Annotated in this window: 17 protein-coding genes and 2 pseudogenes; 9 read left to right on the top strand and 10 right to left on the bottom strand. The window is 54.5% G+C overall.

What is annotated here, in order from left to right; genetic code table 11:
* Window positions 1-12 precede the first annotated feature (12 nt).
* Entirely contained in the window at window positions 13-282 is a 270-nt protein-coding gene (locus DK510_RS10650; RefSeq protein WP_108858884.1) for a DksA/TraR family C4-type zinc finger protein, read from the bottom strand.
* A 58-nt stretch (window positions 283-340) separates the two neighbouring features.
* The gene (locus tag DK510_RS10645) at window positions 341-1,315 is read right to left on the bottom strand and encodes a Gfo/Idh/MocA family protein (RefSeq protein WP_109312053.1); all 975 of its coding nucleotides are present in this window, start codon (window positions 1,313-1,315) and stop codon (window positions 341-343) included.
* A 224-nt stretch (window positions 1,316-1,539) separates the two neighbouring features.
* Here DK510_RS10645 and DK510_RS10640 point away from each other — a divergent pair, with 224 nt between their 5' ends.
* The gene (locus DK510_RS10640) at window positions 1,540-2,610 is read left to right on the top strand and encodes a fasciclin domain-containing protein (RefSeq protein WP_109312052.1); all 1,071 of its coding nucleotides are present in this window, start codon (window positions 1,540-1,542) and stop codon (window positions 2,608-2,610) included.
* A 41-nt stretch (window positions 2,611-2,651) separates the two neighbouring features.
* Here the strand turns inward: DK510_RS10640 and rpoH are convergent, their stop codons facing one another.
* Entirely contained in the window at window positions 2,652-3,548 is an 897-nt protein-coding gene (rpoH, locus tag DK510_RS10635) for an RNA polymerase sigma factor RpoH (protein ID WP_058273882.1), read from the bottom strand.
* A 146-nt stretch (window positions 3,549-3,694) separates the two neighbouring features.
* On the bottom strand, window positions 3,695-4,729 hold the full coding sequence (locus DK510_RS10630; RefSeq protein WP_109312051.1) for an RluA family pseudouridine synthase: 1,035 nt from the start codon (window positions 4,727-4,729) through the stop codon (window positions 3,695-3,697).
* On the opposite strand from DK510_RS10630, the gene DK510_RS10625 reads away from it, so the two are divergent.
* Window positions 4,728-5,033 carry a DUF6476 family protein gene (locus tag DK510_RS10625; RefSeq protein ID WP_058277654.1) on the top strand — a complete coding sequence of 102 codons (306 nt, stop codon included), beginning with the start codon at window positions 4,728-4,730 and terminating at the stop codon, window positions 5,031-5,033. The genes DK510_RS10630 and DK510_RS10625 overlap by 2 nt on opposite strands.
* A gap of 3 nt (window positions 5,034-5,036) precedes the next feature.
* On the opposite strand, the gene DK510_RS10620 is transcribed toward DK510_RS10625, so the two are convergent.
* The 5 genes from DK510_RS10620 to DK510_RS10600 all read right to left on the bottom strand — a co-directional run bounded on the left by DK510_RS10620 (window position 5,037) and on the right by DK510_RS10600 (window position 11,152).
* Complete coding sequence (locus DK510_RS10620; protein WP_109312050.1) at window positions 5,037-6,020, bottom strand: hypothetical protein; 984 nt, start codon at window positions 6,018-6,020, stop codon at window positions 5,037-5,039.
* Window positions 6,021-6,051: 31 nt separating this feature from the next.
* Complete coding sequence (locus DK510_RS10615; RefSeq protein WP_109312049.1) at window positions 6,052-7,050, bottom strand: glycosyltransferase family 2 protein; 999 nt, start codon at window positions 7,048-7,050, stop codon at window positions 6,052-6,054.
* 174 nt (window positions 7,051-7,224) lie between these two features.
* A complete protein-coding gene (locus tag DK510_RS10610) occupies window positions 7,225-9,222 on the bottom strand; it encodes a hypothetical protein (protein WP_109312048.1) in 1,998 nt (665 codons plus the stop codon).
* A complete protein-coding gene (locus DK510_RS10605) occupies window positions 9,219-10,163 on the bottom strand; it encodes a hypothetical protein (protein ID WP_109312047.1) in 945 nt (314 codons plus the stop codon). Before DK510_RS10605 ends, DK510_RS10610 begins: the two co-directional genes overlap by 4 nt.
* A 5-nt stretch (window positions 10,164-10,168) precedes the next feature.
* Complete coding sequence (locus DK510_RS10600) at window positions 10,169-11,152, bottom strand: glycosyltransferase family 2 protein (protein WP_109312046.1); 984 nt, start codon at window positions 11,150-11,152, stop codon at window positions 10,169-10,171.
* A 587-nt stretch (window positions 11,153-11,739) separates the two neighbouring features.
* Between DK510_RS10600 and DK510_RS10595 the strand changes: the two genes are divergently transcribed.
* The 6 genes and pseudogenes from DK510_RS10595 to DK510_RS10580 all read left to right on the top strand — a co-directional run bounded on the left by DK510_RS10595 (window position 11,740) and on the right by DK510_RS10580 (window position 14,348).
* A complete protein-coding gene (locus DK510_RS10595) occupies window positions 11,740-12,144 on the top strand; it encodes a transposase (protein WP_109312045.1) in 405 nt (134 codons plus the stop codon).
* A pseudogene (tnpB, locus tag DK510_RS10590) lies at window positions 12,141-12,487 on the top strand (IS66 family insertion sequence element accessory protein TnpB). Before DK510_RS10595 ends, tnpB begins: the two are co-directional and overlap by 4 nt.
* Window positions 12,488-12,559: 72 nt before the next feature.
* Window positions 12,560-12,922 (top strand): transposase, encoded by a 363-nt coding sequence (locus DK510_RS23310; RefSeq protein WP_234999031.1) that lies wholly within the window; start codon window positions 12,560-12,562, stop codon window positions 12,920-12,922.
* A gap of 24 nt (window positions 12,923-12,946) precedes the next feature.
* A pseudogene (locus DK510_RS23630) lies at window positions 12,947-13,783 on the top strand (IS66 family transposase).
* A complete protein-coding gene (locus DK510_RS23295) occupies window positions 13,669-14,085 on the top strand; it encodes a transposase (protein ID WP_234999027.1) in 417 nt (138 codons plus the stop codon). The pseudogene DK510_RS23630 and the gene DK510_RS23295 overlap by 115 nt, the downstream one beginning before the upstream one ends.
* Entirely contained in the window at window positions 14,082-14,348 is a 267-nt protein-coding gene (locus DK510_RS10580; RefSeq protein ID WP_109312044.1) for a MafI family immunity protein, read from the top strand. Before DK510_RS23295 ends, DK510_RS10580 begins: the two co-directional genes overlap by 4 nt.
* A gap of 361 nt (window positions 14,349-14,709) precedes the next feature.
* Here DK510_RS10580 and DK510_RS10575 read toward each other — a convergent pair whose 3' ends face one another.
* Window positions 14,710-15,651 (bottom strand): two-component system response regulator, encoded by a 942-nt coding sequence (locus DK510_RS10575; RefSeq protein WP_109312043.1) that lies wholly within the window; start codon window positions 15,649-15,651, stop codon window positions 14,710-14,712.
* A gap of 557 nt (window positions 15,652-16,208) precedes the next feature.
* On the opposite strand from DK510_RS10575, the gene DK510_RS10570 reads away from it, so the two are divergent.
* Window positions 16,209-16,949 (top strand): acyl-homoserine-lactone synthase, encoded by a 741-nt coding sequence (locus DK510_RS10570; RefSeq protein WP_109312042.1) that lies wholly within the window; start codon window positions 16,209-16,211, stop codon window positions 16,947-16,949.
* Window positions 16,950-17,229 lie beyond the last annotated feature (280 nt).

Raw genomic sequence — 17,229 nt, 5'->3', positions numbered from 1 at the left:
CTTGTGCCCCGCTTACTTCAACTGACTGTCTTTAGAACCGCGCCGATTGATGCCGGAACGGCCCTTGAAGGCCCCGTCCCGATCCTGCTGGCAATCCAGGCAGAGTTTAACACCGGGAATGGCAGCTCGCCGCTTTTCTGGAATCGGCTCTTCACATTCGGCGCAATGGGTCCGGCTTTCCCCGACAGGCCGCTTTTGCGCCTGCATCCGGGCCAGTTCGTCCGTAATGGACGCTTCAATCTGTTCGCTCACCGCGCCATCACGCGCCCAACCGCCTGCCATGGTCTCCCTCCTGATCAGGTGACAGCAAGATTAGTCCAGCCGAGCGCTGCGTGGCAAGTCAGAGGGCGACCGCGCCCTCAAACACTTGGTCAATCATTGCTTGCGTTCCACGCGAGAATTCCAGCGGGCATTGGTAGTTAGCCCCGTCGCGGACTGATTGGCAAAATGCCTCGACCTGAAGCTTGTAGTGATCGTCACCCGGGAACCGCGTGACCTGAACCTCAAGACCCGGACGGTGCAGTTCCACCCGTGCCTCACCAAAAACACGCGCATTGAAAGGCGCGGTCAGGCGGATAACGCCACCCTCGCCATGGAACACCATTTCCTGATGTGGATGCATCCTGATCGAGACGTAGCTGGAATAGGTAAAATCGGGGAATTGCGCGCGTATTTCCGTGAAAGCATCAATGCCATCCTCCCAGCGGATCGCGGATTGCACCGAAACCGGTTCTTGCCCAGTGGCGAACCGGGCGCTGCCAATCACGTAGACGCCGATATCGCGCAGCCCACCGCCGCCGGTTTCGGCCCGGTTTCGGATGTTGCCGGTGTCCGCCCGATTGTCAAAGCTGAACGCGCCGGTCACATGCACAAGCTTTCCGATCGCCCCATCCGCGATCAGTTGCCGCACGAACTGCCACTGCGGGTGGTGCACGATCATGTACGCTTCGGCCGCCAGCAAACCGGTCTGATCCCTCTTTTCGATCAGCGCATCAAACTCAGGCGCGGACATGGCCATGGGCTTTTCACACAGAACATGCTTACCGGCGTCCAACGCCTTGAGGCTCCATTCGACATGCAGGTGGTTGGGCAGCGGGATATAGACCGCGTCGATTTTGGGATCGGCCAAAAGGGCGTCATAGCTGCCATAAACCGTCAGATCAGGGCAGTACTGCTGGAACGGCTCAGCCTTGGCTGCGTCCGACGTGGCAAGACCTGCCAACCGGGCCCCGTCCGCCGCGTGAATTGCCGGCGCCATGAACTGTCGTGCGAATTTCGCGGCGCCCAGAACGCCCCATTGAACAGGTTGCTGCATACCGCCGCCTCATCCTTTGTTAGCTAGTGCCGTCTCTATCAGGGAATCGCTTTAAAGTCAGGGGTTTCGTGGTGTTTTTCGCCCATTACCGCACGCAAACCTGAGAATTTCTTGATCCGTTTCATTGTCTGCGCCGTAGCAGCTATGTCACCGGGCAGTCGGCATTGTCCGCTCAAAGCACCCGGGATTGATGTTGTGACCAACTGGGTGGGAGATTGCCAGACATGCCAACACCGACAGAGACAATTACCGGAACCGTGTTGATGAGCGGAGCCGTCGGCTCGTTCGATAACAACAACGGAGATTTTGACATCCTGCGCGAGGCCGTTGTTGCCGCTGGCCTTGCTGGTGCACTGGATGACCCCGAGGCCAGCCTTACGGTATTCGCCCCAACCGACGCCGCCTTTATCGGACTTGCCCAGGCATTGGGCTATGCAGGTTCGGACGAAGCAGGCGCGTTGGGGCACATCGTCAAGGCGCTGACTCTGTTGGGCGGAGGGGATCCCATCCCCCTGCTGACAGAGGTTCTGAAATACCACGTGGTGAACGGGGAATTCGACCTGGCTGCCGTTGCCGGCCTGGGCGACGGCGCGCAGATCGAAACGTTGCAGGGTTCGTCAGTTGAATTGAACCTTCAAAGCGCCCCACCAAGTCTGGGCGATGCGGATGACGGCATCACCGATCCGGGTATCATCCAAACCGATATTGAAGCCACAAACGGGATCATTCACGCCCTAAACGGAGTCCTTCTGCCTGTATCGGTTACGGACATTCTGGGTCAGAAGAACACCGATTTCATCCTCGGCGACGACTCGGACGAGTTCTACTTTACCGGGCGCGGTCAGGACTTCGTTCATGGTGGTGGCGGAAATGATGTCATCAATACCGGCCGAGGCAATGATGTCGCGCTTGGAGGCGCTGGACACGATGTGATCTTTGGCGGTCGCGGGAAAGACATTCTGCGCGGTGATGAAGGCGAAGATACGATATTCGGCGGCAGAGGGGCCGATGTGATCGACGGTGGAGCCGATGATGACATCATGTTCGGCGGACGTGGCAAAGACATGTTTGTCATTGAAAACGGGGATGGCGATGATTGGATCGTCGACTTCCGGGTCGGAAAGGACAAGATTGACTTGTCCGGCTACGAAGGCATCGCCGGATTTGAAGATATCGAGGATGATATCTCCGGTGGCTTCTTCCAGACCACCATCGAACTAGGGGACGGGGACAGTATTGTCCTTACGGGCGTTGGAGCCGGACATCTGACCGAAGACAGCTTTATTTTCGCCTAAAGAAAATCAGCCCGCCGTTGTGGCGGGCTGAACCAATTGGGTCAGACAGTACCCAGCATGCCCTTTTCACGGGCCAACTCGCGCATCTTTTTCTGCAGCTTCTCGAAGGCACGAACCTCGATCTGACGAATACGCTCGCGGCTGACATTATACTGCGTGCTGAGCTCTTCCAGCGTGACGGGCTGATCCATCAGACGGCGCTGAGTCAGGATGTCCTTTTCCCGGTCATTCAGGACATCCAGCGCAGCCGCCAGAAGCTCGCGGCGGGCGTCAAGCTCGTCGCGAGCTTCGTAATCGCCGGCCTGATCTGCATCTTCGTCCTCAAGCCAGTCCTGCCATTGCATGGTGCCTTCGCCTTCGGACCCGACGGTCGCGTTCAGCGAGGCATCACCACCAGACATCCGGCGGTTCATGCTGATGACTTCAGCTTCGGTCACGCCCAGATCAGTAGCGATCCGCTTGACGTTTTCAGGACGCAGGTCGCCTTCTTCCAGTGCACCGATACGGGCTTTGGCTTTGCGAAGGTTAAAGAACAGCTTTTTCTGTGCCGATGTCGTGCCCAGCTTGACCATCGACCACGACCGCAGAACGTATTCCTGGATCGAGGCACGAATCCACCACATTGCATAGGTCGCCAGACGGAAACCTTTTTCCGGATCAAACTTTTTGACCGCCTGCATCAGGCCCACATTGGCCTCGGAAATCACCTCGGCCTGTGGCAGGCCATAGCCGCGATAGCCCATAGCGATCTTGGCCGCCAATCGCAGGTGCGACGTGACCATCTTATGTGCAGCTTCAGTGTCTTGCTCTTCGACCCAACGCTTGGCGAGCATGTACTCTTCTTCCGGCTCAAGCAGCGGAAATTTGCGAATTTCCTGCATATAGCGGTTCAGGCCGCCCTCGGGCGTCGGCGCGGGGAGATTTGCGTAATTTGCCATGTTTCATGTCCCTCCGACAAATGTTTACTTCGTTAACATGGGATATGGGAATAAGTCCCGATCCATTCAAGAGGTACCGTTAACAGTTTGAAATTAACGATTGATAAAGGAAAGCTAAGAACGCGTTACTCACGTATGTTTGCGTATTATGTCAGCGGCGCGCGCAGTTGTTCAATCAGAAATTCCATATCTTTTGGCAAATCGGCCTCAAACCGAAGGGTTTCGCCTGTCACAGGGTGCTCAAAGCCTAAAACTGCGGCATGCAGCGCCTGTCGCGGAAAACTGCGCACAGCCTCAGCAGCGGCCGGGTTGAAGGCTTTCGCCGCAAGCTTTCGCTTGCCCCCATACACCGGATCGCCAACCAGCCCATGCCCGGCATGGGCCATATGGACACGGATCTGGTGGGTTCTGCCGGTTTCCAGCCAACATTCAATCAGCGCGATGCCTGCCGGGTTGCCAAATGTCTCGACCAACCGCGCACGAGTTACCGCATGCCGACCACCGTGGAACAGAACCGCTTGTTTCTGCCGGTCGTTTTTGTGCCGCGCCAATTGCGTGGTCAGGCGCATGATATTGCCCGGTTCAAAGCTGACACCCTTGATGCCGCGCAAACGTGGGTCATTCGCATCCGGTACGCCGTAGCAAATCGCGCGGTAATAGCGTTCGACGCTATGCGCCTCGAACTGCGCCGCCAGACCGTGATGGGCCGCGTCAGACTTGGCGACCACCAGCAAGCCGCTGGTTTCTTTGTCGATGCGGTGCACGATGCCAGGGCGTTTGACGCCCCCCACACCTGACAGGTCCTCGCCACAATGATGCAGCAACGCATTGACCAGCGTTCCGTTGGGCGAGCCCGGCGCAGGGTGAACGACCATGCCTGTCGGTTTATTGATGACGATCAGGTCCGCGTCCTCATAGACGACGTTCAGCGGGATATCTTCTGGACCGATGTGGCTTTCTTCGGCTTCGGGGACGGAGATTGACACCAAGGCGCCTTCGGTCACCTTGGCCTTTGGATCCCTAACTTCGACACCTTCGATGGTCACCTCGCCGTTCTCGATTAACCGGGTCAGGCGGGTGCGCGACAGGTTTTCATCCGCTGGTACATCCCGTGAAAGCGCCTTATCAAGGCGTGGCGGCGGATCGGCCGCGATCTGAAATTCAATCTGGCGGGTGCCCATGACTGTCCCTTCCGAACCCCAAGAACCGCAGGAAACACCGCAGCTTCGCTTGCTGCGGCGCATGGTCATGCTGCTGACCGCGGTGATGATTGGCGGGGTTCTAGTGACATTCGCACTGATTGTCATCCGGCTATCGGACAGAACCCCTACCCTGCCCGATCAAATCGAACTGCCGGACGGGGCCAAAGCTCAGGCCGTGACCATCGGCAGCAACTGGTACGCGGTCGTGACCGACGACAACCGCATCCTAATTTTTGACAAGACGACCGGAAAACAGCGTCAGGAAATCGCCGTTCAGGAATAACGATCAGACGTCCAAAGCCAACCGAAACACAATCTCAGAGGCTTTACGCAAAGCCTCATACTCTTCGGGCGTATCCCGGCGAAACATCTTGTCCTCATCGCTTAGTTTTGTCGGGGTGAACAGTTCGGGCCGGTCGGGAAAGAACTCTTGCTGAAAGGCGGTATCCTGCTTGGCCACGAATTCGTCTAGCCAAGCGCGCTCATCGGGTTCCAGCACATCATTCCTGCGCACCATGACAGGATCATCGACAAATATCCGGCGTAACTGGCGGCTCTTCTTACGCCCCAGCGCACGGGAGATGACACCAAAAGCTTCACTCGCCGCGCGGGATTGCGACGGGTTGGAAACGGCTCCTGCTGAAACTTCCTCAGCCAATGGCGTACCGATCCGAGACAGGAAGTCATCGACGACATTCCCCCGCACCATGCCCGCGCGTTCGTATAAAAGCGGAGCAACGGTGACGCCGGGAAAGGCAGTGCGGATTTCGGCCAGCTTGGCAGAAAAGCTCAACCGTTCCGGGTGATTGCGGATAAGATCAAGTTGCTGGCGGATGTATTCTGTCCCGCCGTTGGACAGCCGCCCTGCCTTGGCCCGCTGTTTGTAATCAGCCTCGAAGAAATCGGAATACCGGCGGCAATAGTAAGTGATCGTCAATCCACGCGAGGGGATATCAGCAAAAACCTCGGCCAGCCGATTCAGATTGCAGCCATAGAACATCTCGGAAGAGACAACACAGGTCTGATCCGCATGCGCGTCGTATTCAGTGGTCATGGCAGACCGAAACGGATCCATCGGATCAGCGCTCTGGTTGATGTGAAAGGCGACGATGTTGTGACTTATCGCCAGACGTGTGCCGCCATCCAGTCGGCGTCGGCCGGTTTCCATATAATGCAGGCCGATCTCGTTCATGACCGAATGTTTCCGGCGCAGAAATCCCTGCAAGGCAGTCGTGCCGGTTTTGGGCATCCCCATGTGCAGCCAAAGCATTACCTAGCTCCTGTCCCCGAACTGTGCTGCGTCATGCCTGCTGGCTGGCCGTGAAACCTGCGGTCATCTGCTGCATGAGGTCCTGCATCTCGGGCAGGTCACGCAATTGCGCGATCTGTTGGCGGTGCAGATCGCAAGACGCATGATGAAGACGCGCAACCTCGGGGTCAGAGAGCATTTCGTAAAAATATTCGCGCTTGCGGTCCAGGGTGGCGTCGATCGAGCCATCCTCTTCTGCGTTTTGGTTCATCATGTTCCAATACTCCATGCCCAGGCTATCGCCAAGGTGATGCGCGCGCCCCCGCATCTTTTTTACCAGATAGCTTTCGCAGGATTTTAGAGCATAGTGATTTACCTGAACCAGATCGTACCCAACGGAATCCCCCATCGACCGCCAGCTTTTGGTAAAATAGCGATCTGGCATCAACTGCCCTGACCCGTTGTACCAATGGCATTCTTCCATGGTCTCAACAGTAGCCCGATGTGGCCGGTGCACACCCAACCTGTCCCACAGCCCGCGCTTGAACATTGTTTTGAATCCCCAAGCTTGGGCCGGACGCTTTGCGTTTTCAGCCGCCGCGCGCCGAAACTGATCCGAGAGGAACCGGTCTTCATAACCAACTCTTCCGGCATTCCCGAACAAACGCCAGGTCATTGAAATTGTTTTTGCGTCTGGTATGGCATCCGTCAAAGCACGCAGAGTATTATCACCAGTCTTAACATTTATCATTTCATCCGCGTCGATGACGATGACCCAATCATTTGGCTGGGCGAAGTCCATACTTAGAAATTTTCTATACGCACGCTTTTGCGGGCTGCTTTGTTTACCTGAATTATTGTCTACGTGTTTCAGAATGCCGAGATCATCCAATCGCTGTAGCAATGCATCCGTGCCATCAGTACAGTCATTGGTCATAACGACAGTCTTATCGACACCAATCGCGCGATTATGGGCAACCCATTCCAGTACAAATGGCCCCTCATTTTTCATTGGAGTCACGCTGACATAGCGCGGATCTTGTTCAGCCATAGCCTGTTGCCTCGTTATTCTTCCCTTGGCGCATACGTCACGCTGGATATAGAGCTGCAGCCTAATTGCGTGGGTTCATACAACCAAGGACAATCCAGAAAAAGTGCAGGGATTTTTTTTACCCGGTGTTACCGCGAAACACTTTGATCACGCGTGCGAAAAAGGCGTGCCGCATCAACGTTCCACGCGTTTCAATTGGTTTTTGAACCTCTTGTAGGATGGATATAGATTATGCGCTTTCTGCAAAAAGCGCCGTGCCTTCGCCTTGTTTCCTCGCCGAAGATATATTTGTCCGGCCATGCCTTGGATTGATGCAGTTGCAACGTCCAGCTCCGCAGCCCTAATAATTTGGGTTTCACCTTGCTCTGTTGCCCCTATTCGCTCCAGCAACCTGCCCATCGCAAAAATCAGAAACGGATTATCAGGATCGCATGCAAGCGCCTCAGCCATAGTAAGGCGCGCGCGCGAAGCATCACCCTCTGCCTCAAGTAGGTCAGCTAGCCTTTTGTGATACAAAGGATTTTCAGGCTGCTTTGAAGCAATGTCCCGTGATATGTCGATCGCGTTCGCTCGACCCAGGTCGCCTAGGTACAATCTAAGTTGCGTCGAAAAACTGACAACCGAGAGATCTTCATCGATTATATCCTTTGGTCTGTTCAGACCCCACTCAAGTGTTCTTAGCCGCTTGGAACTGGTCAGCAACCTTCGTGCTTTCTGGTCTATGGCTAAGTCCGCCCAGTCCAACAAAAGTGCGTCGAAATTGCAAGGAAGCCGGGAAATCACTTTACGCTGTGCAATAAACGAATTGAAGCTATACCAGGGACGGCGCATAGATCTTTGCAACATCCAATCGGTCGGTGGAAGCAACCGCAAAGACAATTGATCCCGATAAAATGCGCGAGAAGACAGGACAACCACATCGGGTCTGAGTGGCTTTGACCAGATGGCTTGGCAAAAGGATTGGGCTGCCCGCCATCTATTGCCAAGCTGACCCAGAATAGCGCAGCGCAAAGCGCAGAGCGCCGCCCAGTCTTCAGGCCAAACATTCGGGTCGGCCAGCGATTTTTCGGTCAAATCCAAAGCCTCTCTCCAACGTTTTTGGTAGAACAAATTGAGGGCCTGAAGTCTGGGCAAAAAGGCGTTATCTGCACCAGATGCCAGTAACGGTTCCGCGATTTCGACGGCCTCTACTGAACGATCTTCAAACCGAAATGAGTGAAGGTGGAACAGAACTTTGGAATAAATATGGGCCGCTTCTGACGAGTTCAGGAATTTGTTAGGTCCTGATTTCAGCCGTTCAATCGCTTTGTCGTTAGCGGCGTTGCGTTCTTCATATGTTAGAGCTTCCCGAAATGTCATGTGCTGCTGACCAGACAATCTTGCGGCAGCCATTGAGAATGCAGAAACAGGAGGGGCTATAACTGAGTTGGCACGGGACATAGCGTACAATTCAAGAAAGTCGCGCTGCGCACGCGTCATTCCGGAAACATCGGCAATGTCCTGCATCTGCATCAGCCGTGGATACCGTTTTTGAAACCGAGCAATCAGTTCCGGCTGGTCCGAGAACATAATGGCCGCTTTATCGGCGTTCTTCGCCAGATGTGCCTCATATAGTTCTTCGGGTTCGATCTTTGCGGGCCAGGTCGTGTGCTTCCACGGCAACCCATTCAGAATATCACCGCGGCGGATGTGATAGGCAGATACGCCCTGCCCTGACAGTCTAGCATCCGCGCAATCCATGATTTCACGTATTTCTTCGGTGAACCCGACCCGGTGAATGAAGTCGCGATACCTTGGCCGGATGGTCTCGACGTCCTCCCACGGGAAGGCCAGCACCTCGAAACCTTCCTCGACCAGCACCGACCGTCCGGCGTTGAGATGGGCAATCAGGCGGTCGGGCGAGGTGTCGCTCTGGAAGGACCAGATCGGCAAGGCATTCTGCGAAAGAGCTCCGAACTCCTTAGGAGTAAGGAAATGTTCATCCATCCAATCCTGCGCGAACAACTCTTGTGGGTGGTCAAGCTCGGGCGCGTCCGCGCCCTGCGGGAACCAATTCACCCGGTAGGTCGTGCCGAAATCTTCGGCCAGCCGGATGCAGGTCAGCATCATCAGCAACCGCGCGCCCATGCGGTCCTTGCGCTGACCGACAAACACACCTTTGGCGGCGCTCACGAGGCGTCCCTTTCCTTCTCGGCCATGGCCTGCCGGCGCAGTCGGCGGAACCGCTGCCGGGCTTTTTCCGCCAAGTCAGGGTGCCGCTCGGCGCCGATGGCCTCAATCCCCCGAATATACATAGGCAGGCGACGTCGGGCGCGCATCATCTTGTAATACCCAACCGTATCCAGTGAGCCGTCCATCGCCCCCAGCATCACGGGCTTGAGGATATCCAGCTTGCGCAGCATGGGCGCCGCGAAATGGTTTGAAAACCAGGTCTTGAGCAACATCACGTTGTCGCCCTGCAGACGCTGAACCTGCTGCCGGTCCAAAACAAAGAATGGGTCGTAAAAGACGTAGGCCTTACCAGCTGTCTGAACAGTTTGAGCCGCATCGCTCATCGGCAAATCCCAATCCTGTACGCGGCCGAACCTATAGCGGGTTTCCCAAGGCACCAGCCGTTCATCCAGTGTTGTCTGAGGGTTGAACGCGATCACGTGCGCACCGGGTACATGCGCCGAAAAGGTCAATGCCCCAAATCCGCCCATCGATGCGCCTGCAAAAACCACCTGATCGAACCGGTCAAAGAACCCCTCGGCGACCTTGTTTTCAAAATAGGAAATGATCTCGGGGTCGCGATACCATGCCTTGGTGCGCGCGAAGACGCCCATGTGGGACCACCCTTCGTCCCGAAAGAATTTCCAGCCCCACGGCTCGCGTGCGAAGGACAGGTCATTGGCGTTGGCGATATTGTCGAAGCTGACTACCAGACGCTTCGGGTAGCGCTGATGGAACAGGATCGAGTGGCGTTCCAGCTTTTGAAAGTATCCAGTGCCGTCGCCGCCGGGGTACAGCTCGACAAACCAAGGCGGAGCGGGATCCGTCAGGATACGCTCATACCCTGTCTTGCGATCAGGGTGTTCCGGTTTTAGCTGCTCTTTCGATAGGTCTTCGGGCATAATGATCAGATCAGGTTATCGGCGAGCCAGACGCGAAACTCTACCCATTCCGGGCGCATCTTGATTTCGGACACTTTGGCTCGGTGCCAGTCGCAGGCCTGCGCGTGCAATTCGTTCAACTCTTCATCCGCCTTCAGATCGGCCAGCAGAGGTGCGGCGCGGCGTGCGGCAGGCAAGATGGATTGGTCGGCCTCTTTGTTGGCATTCATGTCCTGCCAGTAGGCTTGTCCCTGATCTACCTTGATGTGGTTTGTGCGTCCCCGGTCGCGCTTGACCAGAAACCCGTCCATGGACCGGACTGAATAGTGGTGGATGCGTCCCAAGGAATGCTCGAACCCGCGCCACGCCCGCCAACCGACTTTATCGGCTGGAAACAGCTTTCCGCCAGCATCTGACCAAGCGATGTCAGGCGCTACCTCCTCGTCAATGCCCTTTGGGCGATGCGGACCAAACCGGGTGAATTTGCCATTATTTCGGAACAGCGTTTTCAGCCCAAAAGCGCGGCTTGAATGATAGGGAAATTCCTGATCCCCCATCGAGAAAACCTCGGTCACTGGCCTGTCTTCGAAACTGATGTTTCCCGAACTTCCAAACAACTTCCACGCAAAAGATATCGCATCGACTGGCTGCCCTGCTTTTTGCTCGACCTCGGCAATAAGGTCGTGAAATCCGTTGTCGCCGCAGCGAATATTCCAAAACTCATCTACATCCAAACACAGCAGCCAATCGGCCTCTTTGACCTTGGGCTGGCGGCGCGCACGGTGCATCATCTGGTGTTGGGGATTACCCCCCTCCTTCACTTCATTGCTGACATGAGTGGCCAAGCCAAACTCTTGCAACCTTGCAGCAATCTTGTCCGTTCCGTCATCACAGTCGTTGGTGAAAATCACAAAGTGGTCGACGCCCAGTGTTTTGTGAAACGCAACCCATTCCAACATATACGGGCCTTCGTTCTTCATCGTTGTGAACACGGTGATGGACTGAGACATATTATCCTTCCCAAAAAGTCTTGCCCACTCATACACATCCCGATCCGCGTGGGCGAGACAGGAAATAGTGAAGCGGTCATTCCAACGCAAACTGGTGCAACTCTACACGACAAAGGCGCTGAAATTCGTTTGTTTCGGGAGTATAATGGTGCGGTCGAGATGCATTGAAAACTTCAACACGCCTGTCTTCGGACGTTTCCAGACACCTCGAGAAACCAGAAAATTTATTTAAAACAATACAATAAGATTTCCATTCACCCCAAAATGAATCACTATGTCTCACAGAAGAAGGTGGGCCGTTGGGTGGACCAATTCTAGCAATCAACGAACCCTCATCTTTGCAAGTGAAGAACGCTCAACCCGGCTAGTACTCAGATGGCGGGGACCTCAGGTTTCCTAAACAAGACGGTGACGCTGGCAAGTGGTATATTCGGGTTCATGTCCACGGGCGTCGCTCGAAGCCTGGATTGGGCGCTCTGTCAACCGTAAAGCTGAAGGATGCGTATCCGTCCGGCCTCCCCACTCTAACGGCGTGATGGAGTGGTTGATAGTGTCCACCATCGATAGTGGACAACATGGGGCACTCTATGGCGGGTAAGAAGGGCCAGAAGAAGCGGTTCTGGTCGGATGATGAGAAGCGTTCGATCTGCGCGCAGACAAGGGCATCGGGGGTTTCGGTTGCGCAAGTGGCGCGCAGGAATTCGATGAATGCCAATCTGATCCACAAGTTGCTTCGTAATCTTCGTTTCGCGTCTGAAGAAGAGGCCGGTGAGGTGCTGGATGCCACCGAGGCGGGGTTTGTGCCTGTCGAGATTGCGGATGCGATGCCGGTCCCGTCCCCTTCCGATATACGAGTTTCCGCGCCACCATTGACTGAGCCAGTCTCGGCGCAACGCGTGGACATCACGCTGTCAGATGGGCGGCGGATATTGGTGGAGGGCACAACGGCCCTGTCGGCGGTGCTGTCTTTGGTCGAGGGACTGATACCTTGATCCCAGTGCCATCGAATACACGGGTATGGCTGGCCGCCGGGGTTACGGGCATGCGGCGTGGGTTCAATACGCTAGCCGCGTAGGCGGAGAACGTATTGGAACTCGATCCCTATTCCGGGCATCTGTTTGTGTTCCGGGGACGCCGAGGCGATTTGCTCAAGATCATCTGGTGGGACAGCCAGGGGCTTGTCTGTTCAGCAAGCGGTTGGAACGCGGGCGGTTCGTGTGGCCTGCGGCCAAGGATGGTAAAGTCAGCGTGACAGCGGCGCAATTGTCGATGTTGCTCGAAGGGATTGACTGGCGGATGCCTCAGAAGACATGGCGTCCCTTGAGCACCGGGTAGGCCCATTTATCTGCGCGATCTGGCGTTTGACGATTCACCTTTTTACTGCAATGGGTTATATCCGACCCCACGTTGGATGCCCTCAAATCCTTGCCGGAAGACCCCGCTGAACTGCGGGCCGTCACTGAGCGTTTGATGGCTGAGGTGCAATCGCTGACCTACCAGAATGAGAAGCTGAAGGCCGAACTTCATGGCGATCGCAAGGCGCGGTTTGGCTCCAAATCCGAGAGCCTTGATCAACTGGCATTCGATCTGGCGGAAGACGCCGAGATTGAAGTTGCGGCTGAGGCGCAAAAGAGTGAAACAGCTGAGGCTGACAGCAAACCGTCCGAGCGTCAGCACAGCCGCAAACCATTGCCCGATCATTTGGAACGGCAGGATGAAGTACTGTCTGCCGGAGAGGAATACGGTGAGTGCGGCGGCTCTTTGTACTAGGTCGGTGAAGATTTCACAGAAGAGTTGGAGTATATCCCCGGCCGCTTTGTCGTGCGCCGCATTATCCGCCCACAGATGGCCTGCACTTGCTGTGAGGCTTTTGCGCAGGCTCCATTACCGTTGCGACCGATTGAACGGGGCCGCCCCGGCCCGGGGCTTCTGGCCCATATCTTGGTTGGCAAATACTGCGATCATATGCCGCTGGACCGGCAATCCAAAATCTTCGCCCGCGAAAAGGTCGACCTGCGCCGCTCCACCCTGACCGATTGGGTGGGACGCAGCACGGCTTTGTTGGAACCACTGGCCGATCATATCGGCAAGCTGGTCAGGGCAGGCCCTGTACTTTTTGCCGATGACACGCCGGTCAAGCTGCAAAGCAAACTGAAGCCGAAGAAGACGCAGACCGCGCGGCTCTGGAGTTATGTACGCAATGAGGGCCCGTAGTGTGGGGATGCGCCGCCCTGCGCGTGGTACCAGTTCAGCACGGATCGCAAGGGCGAGCATCCGGTCAATCATCTCTCCGGCTATACTGGCACCGTGCATGCCGATGGCTTTGCAGGCTTCAATGGGTTGTATGGTGAGGGTAAAGCTGACAGACAGGCCTGCATGGTGCACGTGCGCCGCAAGTTTGTAGACGAGCTCGAACGCACCGGCGCGGATATCGCCAAACATACCATCGCGCAGATCGCAGAGCTTTGTGCAGTGGAGAAGGAAGCCCGAGAAAATCCCCCGAAGAACGGGTTGCCTTGCGGCAGGCCAAGGCCAAGCCGATATTTGATGAACTGGAAGCGTGGCTGCGAGCCCAACCCCCCCAAATCTCGGGCAAAACCAAACTGGCCGGGGCCATTCGCCATGCAATGAGCCACATGCCCAAAGCGCGCGCCTATCTCAATGACGGACGGTTAGAACTCGACAACAATATGTGTAAGCGCTCGATCCGCCCCATCGCGCTTGGCCGCAAGAACTACCTGTTCATGAGATCCGTCGGTGGCGGCAAAGTTGCCGCCATCGCCTACACCCTCATCGAAACGGTTAAGACGAATGGTGTAGATCCAGAGGAATGGCTTGCTTGGGTTCTCGAACGCCTGCCAGATCACAAGATCAATCGTATTGACGAACTCATGCCGTGGTGCTTCGGCCGTTCAGAGGATGCAGGTCGATGATCTCCTTAAAGAAACAACGCGACCTGGAAAAGCGAACAGTAACTCTCATCAATGTCTTCCGAGGGCGTATGCAAGATCGGTGGCTTGACGACTATGCGGATCTGGCAGTCAATCTTGAATGGGGCGTCGCGTTCGAAATGCTCTGTGACCAATTATTTGAGTTTGACATTGTTCCAACCGAGGAAGAGTTAAACACGATTGCTAGGCTGGGACATGACATCGGGATCAACCCAAAATATTGGCAACATTGGAAAGCAAAGTGATCAAGCCCTAAACCAGCGAGATCGTCGGACGGATACAAGGATGCACGCCAGGATGCTGCTAAAACCGATCACACTTTGACCGTGGTCGCGAATGAAACCTTCAAGAAATGAAAGAAAGGCGAAGATTCCAAGTATCGCATCAGATCAGATTTCGAGAAGAGGCTGACGGGTTCTTTCTCCGAATTGTTGCCGCCGGGTGGACACTGAGATCGGACAAAGTAGGCCAAAGGCACAAAGGTTGACCGTCTGATGAATGAAAGCGCGCGTTTGCTTCAACCCGCAAAATGAAGAACTCAGGGCGTTTTGACGTGCTCCTTCCGCCATTAGCCTGGTCTTAATCACCATCGATTTATCCAGTTTTTCAACCGATACTCGCCGCTCGACCTTCCGACATTTCAGCCATTTCCACGGCCTTGTCTATCAAGAACACCGCCTCCATCTTGGTTTTGGCTTTAAGAATGACTTCTTCGCTCACCTGGAAGCCAATTGACCGGTCTGAAATGGCGTCACCGGAAATATCTTTCACTGCATCCGGAAGCGGGGCACCCAACTGGTCCACACTCAAATTAATTTGATTGTCGTAGATCACCAAGAACACGCCATTTCCCCAATAGGTCGCTACTTTACGCCCTTCCTGATTAGCTGACAGAACCGCTGTACCAGCTAAAGTCATGGCACTACGGAATTCACTGACCGTGCTCGTCTTATAGATTTTTTCGGCGCCTGTGCATTTCACGGCCACAAGTTTTGCAGCCATGGAGTGCATCGTTGAAAGCTGAATTACGTAGTTCTCAAATTCAGCTAACCCAATGAAACCGGGCAAATCTCCGAAACATTGCGGATCGCTCAAGCGAACGTCCGGACTATTGTCAAAACACAGCTCAAAATCCGCTTCAGCTTCGAGCACCTCAATTGCGGCCCTGCGTTCCGCTGCCATCCTATAAGCGTTAGACAACCTATGCTTAAGATCAGAGAACTCAAAGGGCTTTGTAACGTAATCCGTGGCCCCAACTCCGAATGCTTCGTCGATGTACTCTTTTTGTACCATGGCGGTCACCATGATAATGGGCGTGTACGTGTGTTCTGGTAATTTTCGCACTTCTTCGCAAAGAGTAATGCCGTTCATTTGCGGCATCTGCACGTCCAGTAGCAAGCAGTCGAACGCTTCGTTAGGTCTCGACAGTATTTCAATGGCCTCCCGGCCACTTCTGGCGGTGACGACATCTTTATAACCGAACGCGCCCAGAACTTTATCTAGCAACTCCAGAATGCTCGGATCATCGTCTACAGCAAGTATACGCATAACTTTTCACCAACCTTTTGCACCTCACCAACCGTTGGGCATTGCAGACTCAAGGCAACGGTTAACTGGCGCATAAAACACTTAGGATTTACTCATCTTCTCTTACGAAGGCGGCAAAACGGTGACGTAAGGCGGGCTTCCTTATGTCTGAACAGTTTTTTTTACATTGTACAGTTTTCCCCGCGCGAAGGCGCATATAGAAAGGTAAATCCCTGCATTTCTTGATGCCATTTTGAAGTTCCTCCTATCTGCCGTCAGGGCTGCCTCGAACTGTTATCGGACAACAACGCTGCGCCTGACCCAACGTGAATTCAAACGGAAAACGCAAAAGAAGTTGTCTTTTTTCAGAATGTTGCCAGACACGGAAACATGAAGGAAGGCTGCGGAGAAAATAAAAGCCAAGAACTTTCTATAGTTTTGGGTCTGTCAGCGACCTCAAACAAAGGGAGGGAGGAGATTTAGACACACCTATCCATCTATTCGGACAACTACCGCATAGGGTTGTGGACTTGTTGAGCCAAATCTTGCCATAAGTGTGTCAAAAATATGAGTAAAATATGGACCAACCACTCAGGTATAAGCAGACATACCCTGTCCCGGAGGGATTTCCGGATCTGACACCTGCTAACGGTGCTTCAGGCGCACCAAATACTTTGGCGCGGCTAGAAATTTTTGCTGTCAAAAGCAGCCTGCCAACGCCACGTGGTGACATTGGCAATATTCGCGCGACCACACTTAATTTTCGCAATATTTACGAGTATGGCACACTGCTGGCAAAATACCTCGAAACCAGAAAGTCTATATTCATTGACCAGTTAAATTGGCAAGTCGGCGAAGCTGACGGAATGGAATTCGACCAATACGACACGCCAGCCTGTCGATGGGTTGTGTTGCATGAATTCGGTGAAGTTTTAGGAGGTGTGCGACTTCTGCCCAGTACTGCAAAATGCGGAATATACAGTTATATGTTGCGCGACGCGCAAAGAGGTATTCTCAAAGGAATTCCATCTGACGTTCTGTTTTTTGACGCCCCGGTAAAACCCGCTGTTTGGGAAGCATCCCGTTTCTTCGTGGCGAAGGATGTTGCATCGTCACGCAGGCTCCTGGTTCAACAGGAATTGTTTCACCAGATGACTAGAGTAGCGACCGAAGGTGGTGCCTCTAGCATACTGGGCATCGTACCCTCGGTCTGGGCACGGTGGTCACGGCGATTGGGCATCAATGCCTCGCCTGTCGGCGCAAAGTTTTCCATCGATGGCACCGTCAGTCAGTCGGTTTTGTTCAACGTCCACAAGTAAATGGAACAACTCCGCCACTAGAGTGCCTGTTGTATTCTTGAACGCCCGACGCAGATTTCATTGCAACCGACATTGGTTTCCAGACTATTGGGAATCCGCGGCTGTTTTGCATGCTAGCGGGGTTCCAGAATTGATGCTCAGACTTCCATCCGTTATTTTGCGATCGTAGACTGCTCTTAGGCACAAAAAAAATGCTGAAAGATAACACTTATAGAATGCGACGGCAGTTCACAACAATAACTGGTAGTTCGTCGTTGAGGCCGTTGGCGCCAAATAAAGG

This window comes from Ruegeria sp. AU67 (assembly GCF_900312795.1).
Classification (GTDB): domain Bacteria; phylum Pseudomonadota; class Alphaproteobacteria; order Rhodobacterales; family Rhodobacteraceae; genus Ruegeria; species Ruegeria atlantica.
The sequence above is the reverse complement of the archived record's forward strand: the minus strand, read 5'-3'. Positions and strand labels throughout refer to the sequence as shown.